We start from the raw sequence: 13,352 nt of genomic DNA, 5'->3' as shown, positions 1-13,352 counted from the left end.
CAGTTTTCACTGAGCCTTTTTGTTATGTCTACTTTTCAATTTTAATATTATTGAATAACCGTAACAGTTTTAGGTGCTGTTGTAAATTTAAAACCGTCTTTCGTAACAACATCTACTGTAACGTAATATGTGCCATTTGGAAGATCTTTATCTGGTGCCCATGGTGTTCTAAATGTATGCTCATTTTCAAACGTAGCTGAATCTACAAGTTTTCCATTAGCATCTTTAACATTAATCGTCCAGTCTGCTCTGTTATAACCAAAAACACTAATTTTTGCTGGTTTAGATTCGTTAATTCCTGTAGAAGGAGAAATCCCCCAAGTTTGCATTACCATTGATTGTGAATTATAGCTTTGATCTCCCCATCTAGTCCAAGACCTGTTTCCTGCATAATCGGTAGCTTGAATTACCATACCTTTTGGTTCAGTAGTAACCGTTAGAGATTTTTGTCCAGGTCTTAGTTCATTAAATTTTCCGTTTACATAAACATCTGCATAGTGAAAGTCAGTTGCATTATCTGTCGCGTTAAATGTTATTTCATATTTTCCGTCTTTTGGCGTTACTTTGATATCAGAAACTGTTGGTAACACTGAGTCTACGATCATCGGCATTTTAACCGTTTGTGGTTTAGCGTTTGGATATGCCAATGTTGTTTTAATTACGTAATAGTAAGTACCATCTGGAACAAAGTTTCCTGTTTCGTCTTTCATATCCCATTGATATAAATTATATCCATAATCTGCATTAAACATTATATTTTTATTAAATTTCCAAGGCTCACCAGTACCAGTATATTCACTGTAGTTACCTAGATATTTAAGCTGTTTTCCTGTTGAATCTTCAATAGAGATCTCAGCTTTTTCTAGGTTACGTAAAACCGCCATTCCTCCAAAGATCCCTTTATCTATAAAGTTTGGAGAGAATGCAATATGGTTAAGGTCAAAGCCTGCCCCATTGTATCCTAAAGGTGCTCCTCCCTCTGTAGCATCATTCCAAAGTGCAGTATGTCCTGCAAATGATTCCTTTTCCCAAGCTGGAGCATCGATGTTCCGTGGCTCATCCCATTTTCCATAGAAGCCCATATAAGGCATAGTTAACGGTACAGCTTTATCTTGGTCTTTTGCTACCGGTACAAGACGAACATATCCTTCTACGAAACTATTTTTCTTTAATGAATCTGGTAATGATATATTAACCGTTAACATTTTTGATTGACCTGGTTTGATTTTCAATGTAGACCCTATTTCATCTGTTACGATATTATCATTTACAGTGACCTTTGCTCCCTTAATTTGTTCACTCGATAAAGTTAAATAATCTTTTGAATCTAATTGGCCATCATGATCAAAATCAAATTGCTTTGTTTCTGTCTTATCTTTTAATAAATCAACATATACATTGTATTCAATATCTGCACTATTATTTTTCCCTTTAGGTGCATCAAAAGCATCCACGTTTAATTTAAAGCTTGTATTTTGTCCGATTTCTTTTAGAGCTACCGAACCAGCCTGTTCTAAAGGAGCGTTTCGATTTGTTACAACAACTGGTGTATTAATAGCATTTTGAATTTGCATTAAACCAGACCCTTGAATACGTGGTGAATATGGAACTTCACTATTTGTTCTTGGATCCATAATGACCTTAGATGTATTCATTAATGCAACTTTTGCTTTTAAAACTGTATCTTCTGAGTGTTGTAGACCTTTTTCATAAAGTGATTGTAATACTAAAGCTGAACCACCAGCAACATGTGGCGTCGCCATCGATGTACCACTCATCACCTGATAACTATTTCCAGGTATTGTTGAATAAATATTTCCACCTGGAGCCGAAATTTCAGGTTTAAAATCTAATGTTGGAGTTGTACCCATTGATGAAAAATAAGACATCGAATCTTTAGCAGGATTATCTACCCAATAATCGCCGATATTTTTCATACTTAAATATTGACCTGTAGGCATTTTACTCATTTTATCTAATAATGCTTGTCCGATCGATTTACTTGTTGAAGCAGTCGGTGTTGCAGATCCAGTTACAGGTAGAGTTGCATAATCAGGCGTGTTTGAAGATGGTATCATAATGATAGCCTTTGCTCCTGCAGCTTTTGCAGTAAATTGAATGCTCGAAACAGAACTATATGAATTTAAAAGTTTAACAACGGCAATGTAGTTCGTTTTACCTTTTGGAAAATCAGCCGCTGTTTTCCCTTCATTTACATATACCAAATCATAATTTGTATTCGGTAATAGATTATTAGATACATTAAATGCTTGTCCATATTGAGAATGGTCTTTGAAAGGTACCGCTAGACTACCATCCGAAATTGCATTCATATGCATTTTAGAATTTTCATAGGAAGCAACCGATACTGCGAATGGACTGACTCCTGGTGATCCAACTGTTCCAATATCAGGATTTTCTGCAAATGGTTTTACTGTTGCAGGCGTTAAAAGAGCTTGTGAACTGAATGCTGAATTTCCAGCTGCTACTACAACTAAGGTACCTTTTTCAGTCGCATTTCTGATTGCTTTTTGGATTGGATCATAATTTTCATCTACATAACCAGCGTCACTGCCTAAGCTCATGTTGATAACATCAGCACCCATTGTAACAGCATGTTCGATTCCTGCAATAATATCATCTTCATAAGCACCGCCACCATTATCAGAGAATACTTTTTCTGCTAATAGCTGTACGCCCGGCGCAATACCAGCAACTCCACCTTTAGAATCGTCACCGTTTGCTCCGATTGTTCCAGAAACGTGTGTACCATGTGAGCTACCTTTTGGCCCAGGAATAACATTCGTATCATTATCTGCCCAGTCATATCCAGATGGTACTTTATCTGAATACCAAGTTTCATTTACATCTGTTGTTGTTGCAAACTGGTCAAATTTATCCTTTGTCCATTTTTCTTTCGCTTTAGCAGTATCTGATAATGTCATATCTTTATGAGTCCAATCAATACCAGAATCTACAACTCCTACTACTAAGCCTTCCCCTTTATAACCATATTGCTCCCAAACCTTTTGAGCTTGTACTAATTCTTTACTTGCTGCCATCGTTTCATGGAATGTTCTAGCAACTTGAACATGCTTAACGCCAGGGATCGACTGGATATCTTTTAAATTTTTATATTCTGTTTCAATACTGAATCCATTAAAACCTTCAAAGTAACGGTGCTTTACTTTAAAAGCTGCATTTGATTTAGAATTTTTTTCTTTGGAGATTTCATCAATTACGTTGTCTTGCTTTTGTTTAAACATTGCTTTTTTATGCTCAGGTGTCGCTTGCTCGCTATCAGCTGGCTCATCTACCTCAACAATTAAATGCACTTCATCATCAGGTTTAAACGTATTTGTAACTTCTTGACTGTTGTTTTCTTTATACATTGAATTTTCTTGAGATAAATCTAAATTATTCTTAGTAAATGCTCCTTGTTCAACCATTCCTTCAGTTGAATCAGTTTGAGGTGTAACGTTATCATTGTCCGCGAAAGCTAGTGATGTAAAAAGTAATGAAACTAAAGCAGTTGTAGACATAACTTTAAACGCTTTAAATTTTCCGTTTTTCATAACAACACTCCTACAATTTTATTCGTATTTACTTAAATCCACCTTGGATCCATAGAGTAATAGTTAAATATAATAACAGACTTAAGTTTTCCTATTCATCTGATTTTCGTGGTTGTTAATTAAATACATTCAAATTTTACATCCAACCCCAGTGAACGTGTATTGGGGGAATTCTACTTATTTCATTAACAAACTTTTTTATCAAATTCACACTCAACAATGTCAAATAGACACAAAAATATGTTATAACATGGAAAAAAATATATTTTTTTGTCGGATTTTTTATGTTTTTGTCCGAGTTATTAAACTGAAAATTGGGAAAAATCAAACAAAAAACGTATTTTTTTAGCAAAAATTCTATAACCTTGACGAAAAAAACAGGATAAATGACCTATCAAAAGTGGTATAAATGTCGAAAAATTTTGAATTTTACACATAAATAGGAACGTAATCATTAAAATAGGTACTCTTTGACTTTTAAATCTTTCCAAAATAAAAAAGAGCAATAAATATGACTCTTTTTCCTTTACTAACTTACGATTAAATTAAGAAACTTACATTTTTCCTAAAGAAAAGCCTTCAAACAACTGTCCTCCAAAAGGTTGCAAAACTTCATCAACTAATTTGATTATTCGATTCTTTTCACCAGTCCTATAAAACGAATCAAAAGCTTCTACAAAACTGTTAGCGAAATCCTCATTATAATTTCTTAAAGAGCGAACAAGCCATTTTGAAGAATCAATCCATTTACAATTTGTTCTTAAAACGAATTCACTTACTAGCTCGGCTATTGTATTAGCGATAAATAATTCTTCCGCTCTATTAGAGGAACCTATAAAATCATTTAGTGCATCCGTTATAAAATATCGCTTTATTTTGATCGTTTCCCCTGTCCATCTTTCTGGCCCTTTATCTAATAATTCATTTGCTTCTTTTTTTATATCCTCAATTATTCCTTCATCTTTTAAGATGAATCCCTCAGAAACCATCCTCGGCAATGCAGGTCTAGCTCTCTTGTAATCACTTTCAAAAAATTGTTTATAAGATGATAAATTATGTACAAAAATTTCTATGTCCCAACCAAGTTCTTTTAACGACTCTCTGTAAGAAGAGTTAAGGCTTTCATCAAAAATAACAATATCAAGATCAGATGTTTCGGTTGCCTCACCTCGAACTACGCTACCCGCTAATAATGCCCCCTGACAGTTTGGAAAATACTTATGAATATAATATTTTGCCGCTTCAATATGGTCTAACTTATTTAAATAACCCATTTTCATCACCTCATTTTTAAACATCGTCTAATTTAAGTATACTTAATATTTCAAAGGACAATCGCTTGATGTTGTTATTGATCGCTTCCCATCAAGTTATCAGAAATTCCTTGTAACAAACTGAGTAATCCATCAAATTTAGCAAAAAAAAGAACACCTCCTGGAAAATCAGGAATTGCTCTTAACCTACTAAAATCAAACTTTTTTAGTCTACTGCTATAATTACTTTTTTGTAGCTAAGTATTAAATACTATAAACGTTTTTTTAGCCGATTTTCAGATTAAAAACTTTTTTATTTTCTTAAAACCTTCAATGCACCACTCCAAGCAACAACCTGGTCAAGCATTAAATTGACATTATTAAGATGTAGATCTGCAGGTTTAAATGTAGAAAAGTTCTCAAAATCCGTAAATAAAGACAATGTTGGATGAGTTTTCACATCAGCAATTAATAATTCACCACAGATTCCACGTAAGTGTTCTGCTGCACGAGCACCACCAGTTGAACCATAGCTTACGATTCCGGCTGCTTTGTTGTTCCAAGCTTCACGCGCAAAATCAAGTGCATTTTTTAACGCTCCTGAAATACTGTGATTGTATTCAGATACTATGAATACAAATCCATCTAAACTAGCAAGTTTTCCATTCCAAGCTGCAATTCCAGGCTCTGTTCCATCAGTTGTTCCTAAAAACGGTAATTGGTAATCAGCAATGTCTACAATTTCATAATTTACATCTCCACGTTTGTCGGCGATCTCTTTTACCCACTCTCCTACTTGAGGGCTTACTCGACCTTTACGAGTGCTTCCTAAAATAATCCCGATATTTAAATTTTCGTTTGACATTAGATCTTCCTCCTTAATTTCCCACTGAATTCTTCCAACATAAAGTATTCTATATTTCCCATAATTTACCTTTTATTTAATTAAATAAATTTTTATTCAAAGTAACTTAAATTTCGACTAAATTTACAAGCGTTTGATCCTTTAAAAAAATTTCCAGTGAGATATTAGGGAAAAAAATTAGATAGTTGGATAAGAGATTTTATATTTCTTTGACACCTCAATCAACTTCTGTATTTTTTCAACCGAAGGAGGGGCTTCAGGCTTTTTGAATCCTTTATGAAATGGCACAGATAGTTCTTTTACAAATTGGTCAAAACCTGATGGATAAGCAGTAACGATGAATTGTGTTTCTTCAGAGCATACTTTAAATGTATGAGGAATCCCTCGAGGAGCAAATACATAATCTCCAGCCTTTGCTAAAATTGTATGATCCCCAATAAAAAAAGTAATTTCCCCTTCTAATACATAAAATGTTTCATCTTCTAATTCATGTACGTGCAGAGGAGGGCCACCGTCTTTTTTACCGTTGCAATGCAAGACACAAAAAGTCCCGTTTGTGTCTTCCCCACTTACTAATATGGAAGTAAAATCATTTAGAAAGAAGTAAGTATTCTCTTCTGTAATACCTCGGTGCATAAAACCTGCCATACCCTTTTGTTCGAAAGTCATTTTGATCCCCCTCATTTGAGATTTACATAATTGTATTTAGTTTTTAGATTGAACTATTAACCTACTAACTAATGCTATTCATAGAAAATTAGCTTATACATTCCTTTTGATAGATTAATAAATTTAAATAAATAGCGCTTAACCTTGTCTTACAGTCCTCTGTTATGGAACATACAGTTTAATTTGATAAGATTTTTAAGCATGCAAAAAAAGGCTAGCACCGCTAACCTTTTTCATTAGATAATTTATTTAATTATTAGGATACAGAATCTCATCAATGATTCCATATTCTTTCGCTTCTTCTGCACTCATAAAATAATCTCGATCTGTATCCTTTGCTACTTTCTCAACTGACTGACCAGTTCGGTCGGCAATTATTTGATTAATATGCTCACGTAGTTTTAGTATTCGACGAGCTGATATTTCAATTTCTGTTGCCTGGCCTTTTGCTCCTCCTAATGGCTGGTGAATCATGATTTCGCTGTTAGGTAGTGCAGAACGCTTACCTTTTGTTCCTGCCAGCAAAAGCATCGCACCAAATGATGCTGCCATTCCCGTACAAATAGTTCTAACATCGGGTTTTATAAATTGCATCGTATCATAAATCGCAAATCCCGCTGAAGTCGACCCTCCAGGGCTATTTATATAAAGTGAAATTTCTTTATCAGGTGCATCTGCAGCTAAAAATAACAATTGTGCAACTACACTATTTGCTACATGATCATTTATTTCATCACCGATAATAATAATTCGATCTTTTAACAAACGGGAATAAATATCATATGAACGTTCACCACGATTAGATTGTTCAATTACATAAGGAATTGTCGTCATTTAAAAATCCTCCTTAAAAGCGTTAATTGGCTATGCAGCCATGCAGAGAGTGCTTGAAGGAGATTGAGTTCGAGCTGGCTGGAAATTACGGAATACCATTTTAGGGCTTTCAACAATACGATCAAGGGAAGGGATCGCTTGAATTAAGACGGTAGGGTCTTGCGCTTCTAAAGCTATTTGAAAAATTTCTTCAAGCTTCTCGCGTTCTTCCTCATTCCAAAAATATTCTAAAGAATGGGATTCCGCCTCATTGCTCGATTTATCCAAACGCTTTTTCGCTCGATGCAGGCTAGATTTTATGGCTATTTCTGTTGTTCCTAAAATGTCTGCAATTTCCTTAGATTTATATTGGAATGCTTCTTTTAGAAAAAAGATAACCGCTTGTTTTGGAGTAAAATGTTTAAGTAAGAGCTCCACACTATTCATTTTATGATCAATCGGATGACTAGCTACATATTTAGAAAGTTCAAAATCAGGAGTTATCGTTTCTTCTTTTCTTTTTCGTAAAGTATCAATCCAATGGTTGTAAGCTATTTTATTTAATAAAGCAGAATTCATTTTTTCTTTGTTATAATATTTTACTGCTTTAAAAAATGCTTCCTGAGCAATATCGTCACCGTCCCACTCATTTTGGGCTAGAAAACGACAATAGCGTTGCAGTTTTGGATAATACTCCTTCCAAACGAACTCATCAGTCATTTCATCCTGTTTTCCCTTTTCTATTCTGTGTAGGCTAAACTTACTAGACATTTTGTTCACTCCTTTATTAACACTCTCTAACCTATAAACGCAAAAGAAGTTTAAAAAGATACGGGGTCAAAAAGTTTTTTATTTAATCTATGTAATTTAAACCAAAACTCTTCTAAATTTATCCTTCATTTTCTATTTTAATGCATTTTAACACAATTACGAAAATATCTAACAACACAAAAAAGCGTGAATCATTTATCCACGCTTTTAGTCTATATTTGATATTTAATAAATAAAGTCTTGCTTTCTTTCCGATTAATTGGCCTCTGTTACTTCTTTTATTGCTCCAATGACTGAAATAACAGAACCTATTGCTTGGATCCAGCTTCCCGTCGCTACCAATATTTCGGATTCGGATTCGGATTCGGATTGGCCATTACTTTTTTTTAGATAGTCCTCATAATAGCCAATATTTTTTTGCTTATTCTCATCTTCTCTAATTTCAAATAGTGCGTCTGACCAACCTATTGCCTGCATGGTGTTTCCTATAATTTGTGTTATGCCTCCTACAATGTTTTCGGATTGGCCAGAAAATGGGGTAAGCTCAATCGCATCTCCAACATTAACACCTAACCCAAGAGCTTGTAACAAATTACCTGCAATGAATAATTTATAGGATGATTCTTTCCGAATGTCTAAAACAAGTCCTGAAACAACAGTAACATTCCCAATTGCTGTTATTTCTTTTCCAACTGCCCTAAGTACAGTCCCCTCTGCTCCAGCATCAATACCATTTCCTGTAGCCTGCAAAACATTTCCGATTAGAGTTAAGTCATCACGAACACTACTTTTTATGAAGTTGGATGGTGTAGAACCAATTGCAGCTGTTATAGTTCCAATTGATACGATTACAGATCCTACTATTGCTTTTGACTCGCCTCCCAATTCAACCACCAACCTGCTAAAAGGACCCTTTATCGTAGTATTATGAATGAAGGTCTGATTGTGTTCCTATTAGTATTAATTAAAAATATCCTCTCTAAACGGGACTATAAAAAAATCGGTAACGACATGTTGTCGTCACCGATTTACTATAAATCTATTATTCAATTACTCTAAACCAAGGTCAGTTAAAACATCATCTAAAGTTTTACCTTTATATTTCTTAACTGGCTTACCTGCATTGTCATCCCATGGATTTTGCATAGAGTAGTTATCAATTACATATTGCATATCCTTTTCATCAACTACACCATCATAGTTGATATCCGCATCACGCTTATTCGTGCCCCAATATGTTTCGATGTATAAAGCATCTTTTACGTCGATTACATTGTTTTTATCTACATCTCCACCAGGGATATAACTATAGTCAACTGGTTTAGAACCAGCTGTCACTTTACCGTCTTCTTTTATACCAACTGTAAAGTCTTTCTTGAATGTGAAATGTCCTGGTACGTCAATTGATAATGTAAATGGCTTATCTGTAATCGGTAGTCTAGTTGTAAAACCAAATGGAGCAGTTGAACTATATCCAAGTGGATCAGATACTCCGTATTCTTTTCCATCAGCATCCTTCACACTTATTTTTGAGCCAGCTTTAGCATAGTCAATCTTTTTCATATTCGGAGCACCCGTATTGTCAAATCCTAAAGCTAATCCTTCTGCCTGAACTGCTCCTCTCATTAGTGAATAAGTAGGAGTGATGTAGAAATAAGGTTGAATACCTTGAGTTGTTACTGTGCTATTATCTACATTTGTATAGACAGCTTTAAAGAATCTTGATGAACCAGTTGGATCTTCAAACGTCATTGGTCCTTTGTAGTATTGGTCTTTTGTTTTAAATGTTACATCTACTAAAGAAGTATCTCCCGTAATACCAGTAGTCGCAAGGTCACCAAGAGCTGTTGCAGTGATTGTCATTACAGTGTAAGTACCGTTAAACGGTGTAGATGTATATTTAACATCTAACTTACCATCGTATGTTCCATGCGCCTTTACATTCGTAACGTCTAAGAACTTAGTTGGATATAAGAATGAATATTCAGCTTTTTTCACTGAAGTTGCTACATTTTTAGTGGAGAATGTTACGGTTGTTGAATCACCCATGTTGATTCTTTGTTTATCCGAAATTGCTGAAGTATAAGCAGTTCCTTTTTTCACAAAGTATACGTCTTTAAAGCTTCCATAATTTTCTACAGTTGATTTATCTCTATCATAGAAATCATACTCTGTAATTGGTAATGATATAGGGCCAGCTGTTGCCAATGGTATAGTTGAATTAAAGTTACCATTTTGATCTACTGGAATATTGATTTCAGCAGAATTATTTGGATTATAATAATACATTTTATTATCGCCCTGTGAAGCAGTAATGCCTGCTGCTTGCATTTCAGCTATGTTTTTATCAAATGCATTACCTGTTACTGTAACATTTTTATCTGTTGCATTAGCAGTTTCTACGATTTGACCTGCCTCGTAGTTCATTGTAACCTTTGGTTCTTTCTCTCCATAATAAACCGGAGCATCTTTCGTGAATGTTTCACCATTATCATTTGTACCAACTAATCTAATTTTCCATAGTCCTGGATCAACTTCTTTATAATCAAATGCGATTGGGTTATCTGGATCTCCTGTTAATGGGCTATATTGACCCTGATTTAATACACCTTGGAAATAATACTCGATATTTTCATCTGCACCCATTCCATCAGCAGTACCAAGGTAACCGATTTCTTCATTTGTCTTTGGATCTACTAAGAAGAAGTCAAATGTACGCATATGAGAATTTAGTTTAAAGCTTGTACCAATTGACCATCTTGTCGCATTACTTCCTGCTTCATACGGTAATGTAAATGCTTCTGGAGTACCTTTTACATATTCAATACCTTCTTTTACTGTATGAATAGCAAACGGAATTTTATATGTTTCATCTGGATTTTTTTGATTTGTATAAATTACATAACCTTCGTATGTTCCAAGTTTTGCAGATTTAGGAACATTGATTGTCGCATCCATATTAGCACTACTGTATCGTTTCACTTTTACAGATGATTTAACATCTAATGTAACGCCATTAGCAGCAGCATCTTGGTCTGCTCTAGAGTCATTTGTGAACCTTGCACCTAATGTTTGGAATTGAACTTTTACATCAAATGTTTTATCCTCAGAACTCTTATTAAAGAACGTCATTGAACGCGAATCTGAAAGATCTTTGCTATCAACTGCTTGTTCGCCAAAACTTAATGCACCAGTAATGTTTTTAATTGTTTTGATTCCCTTACTTGCAAGTGTAATCGCATCATTAGAACTACCAGTATACGTTTTCGTTTTGTCTTTCACTTGAATTTCTGTTTGTGCATGAACAGCTTTGTATGGATTTACAAGCCCTGCCCCTACTTCATATACACTGTATTTATCGTTTAACGGATCAGCTGTATTCATAAGAGAAGCCTTAATATCCGCTGGCGTCATGTCTGGATGAGCTTGTTTTAGTAATGCCGCTACCCCAGAAACGTTTGGTGTAGCCATTGATGTACCAGATAAACGTTCATACGCATTTTGATAATCTGACAATGCATTGCCGTTATCATCTTTATGCATATAAGCAGGTACAGTTGAGAAGACTGAAACACCTGGTGCTGTTACTTCTGGTTTAATATCATATAACACACGTGAAGGACCGCGAGAACTAAAGTCTGCTAGTTTATTACCTGTTGTAACCGTTTGGCTCATATTCCCGAATGTGAAGTCGATTGTAGAACCTTTCTTAGCTTCAGTTAAAGGTAATTGATTAGCAATAGCACTACCTTGTTTGTTGTTGATTAAAAATGTTGGAAGATATCCATATGTGTTACCTAAAAATACATCTTGTAATGTATCGCCAGTAGTATTGACTAAAACAACAGCCTTTGCTCCATGTGATTTCGCAATACGTACGATATCTGCGATACCTAAGTTACCACGTTGAGCAAGGACAATTTTACCTTTTACATCGTATGGTATTGTATATTGACCATTTGCATCTCGTTTGTAATAAACAGTATCAGCTCCAGAACCTACATTTACCATTTGATATGTTTGTCCTTGGAAATCCGTTACATTATCAGTATTACCTTGCGCAGCTAACTTTAGATCAGATGGTGAATCACCTGTTGATAAATGAGCTGTTGCTGTATATTGTGGTATCGTAACAGAAGTATCACTTGCACCTACAGTAATAGCCAAAGGAGCATTACCTGGTGAGCCTAATGAATACATTCTATTTCCTGAGTTTCCTGCTGCAACAACTGCTGTTACTCCTGAAAGTACAGCATTATTTACTGCAATTGCCGTAGGATATAACGGATCATTGTAATTTGCTCCAAGAGACATACTGATAATATCCATTCCGTCTGTTACCGCTTTGTCGATACCAGCTAAAATTGCTGACGTTTGACCAGATCCATATCGTCCTAAAACACGATAAGAATAAATGTCAGCATCTGGTGCAACACCAGTAACCGCGTAATCTGCATTATTTTTACCTTGTCCAGCAATAATTCCAGCTACATGTGTACCATGCTCAGTATAATAAGCTTCTCCACCATTTGTTTCAGGCATTCCAGACTTTTTCCAATCAGCATATGTTGTTTCCATTGGATCATTGTCATTATCGACGAAATCATAACCACCTTTAAATGCACCTTTTAAATCTGGGTGATTGTAGTCAATACCAGTATCAAGAATACCAATTTTAACACCCTTTCCTGTATAACCCTCTTCATGGAGTTTTTCAACACCAGGGAAAGTTACCATGTTATGAGTTGGACCTTGTTGATCAGAACTTTCTTCTTTAGTAGTTGGATCATCCAACTGAACTTGTAAATCACTCCATACTGCCTGTACAGCATTCGATTTAAGTAATGATTTTACTTTATTAGCAGGGAGTGTCATTGATACTCCATTAAATGCCTTTTTGTATGCACGTTTAATTTTGTATGGGTTTTTCTTTTCTTTTAACTCTTTACTAAAAATTCCCTTTAAATCTTTATCAAACGTTTCGTGTGAAGCATCTACTTTTGCTTGTGCATCTGCTTCAGAAACAGTTGTTCCTTTAGTTTCTGCTACCATTACTGCTGTTTGTGCTGGCTTGTCCTTAAATTCAACAATGACAGAAGTTGGTGCATCACTTGTTAAATCTAAATCAGGTGATACTTGAAGCCCTTCTTTGTCACTCACTTTTAATTGTTTAATTGCCTCACGTTGAGCTGGTGTAAGTGCTGATAAAACTTGTTCCACCTTTGACACTTGTTGTGCATGAACATTGTGTGTAATCGAAATCGGATTAAATACGCTTGTTACAAGACCTGTTGATATTGCCAAGGTCGTAACATTTTTTTTCATTTTCTTTTTCATCCCCATCTTCCTCTCTCTCTTGATAGTTTTATTATATTTAGATTTGACATAATTTTATTTTTCGTAAAT

At 34.9% G+C, this 13,352-nt stretch carries 8 protein-coding genes; all 8 read right to left on the bottom strand.

What is annotated here, in order from left to right:
• Positions 1-47 precede the first annotated feature (47 nt).
• Positions 48-3,575 (bottom strand): S8 family serine peptidase, encoded by a 3,528-nt coding sequence (locus ABEY15_RS12110; protein WP_429890324.1) that lies wholly within the window; start codon positions 3,573-3,575, stop codon positions 48-50.
• Between the two features lie 554 nt (positions 3,576-4,129).
• Positions 4,130-4,849, bottom strand: coding sequence for a nucleotidyltransferase domain-containing protein (locus ABEY15_RS12105; RefSeq protein WP_429890323.1), 720 nt, complete (start codon positions 4,847-4,849; stop codon positions 4,130-4,132).
• 292 nt (positions 4,850-5,141) lie between these two features.
• Complete coding sequence (locus tag ABEY15_RS12100) at positions 5,142-5,693, bottom strand: NADPH-dependent FMN reductase (protein WP_429890321.1); 552 nt, start codon at positions 5,691-5,693, stop codon at positions 5,142-5,144.
• 177 nt (positions 5,694-5,870) lie between these two features.
• Entirely contained in the window at positions 5,871-6,362 is a 492-nt protein-coding gene (locus ABEY15_RS12095; RefSeq protein WP_429890320.1) for a quercetin 2,3-dioxygenase, read from the bottom strand.
• A gap of 249 nt (positions 6,363-6,611) precedes the next feature.
• On the bottom strand, positions 6,612-7,196 hold the full coding sequence (gene clpP / locus ABEY15_RS12090; RefSeq protein ID WP_429890319.1) for an ATP-dependent Clp endopeptidase proteolytic subunit ClpP: 585 nt from the start codon (positions 7,194-7,196) through the stop codon (positions 6,612-6,614).
• 30 nt (positions 7,197-7,226) lie between these two features.
• Positions 7,227-7,946 carry a sigma-70 family RNA polymerase sigma factor gene (locus ABEY15_RS12085; RefSeq protein ID WP_429890317.1) on the bottom strand — a complete coding sequence of 240 codons (720 nt, stop codon included), beginning with the start codon at positions 7,944-7,946 and terminating at the stop codon, positions 7,227-7,229.
• Between the two features lie 255 nt (positions 7,947-8,201).
• Positions 8,202-8,831 carry a DUF6944 family repetitive protein gene (locus tag ABEY15_RS12080; RefSeq protein WP_429890316.1) on the bottom strand — a complete coding sequence of 210 codons (630 nt, stop codon included), beginning with the start codon at positions 8,829-8,831 and terminating at the stop codon, positions 8,202-8,204.
• 165 nt (positions 8,832-8,996) lie between these two features.
• A complete protein-coding gene (locus ABEY15_RS12075) occupies positions 8,997-13,283 on the bottom strand; it encodes a S8 family serine peptidase (protein WP_429890314.1) in 4,287 nt (1,428 codons plus the stop codon).
• Between the last annotated feature and the right edge of the window lie 69 nt (positions 13,284-13,352).

It is taken from the genome of Gottfriedia acidiceleris (assembly GCF_050457485.1).
GTDB lineage: Bacteria > Bacillota > Bacilli > Bacillales > Bacillaceae_G > Gottfriedia > Gottfriedia acidiceleris_D.
The sequence above is the reverse complement of the archived record's forward strand: the minus strand, read 5'-3'. Positions and strand labels throughout refer to the sequence as shown.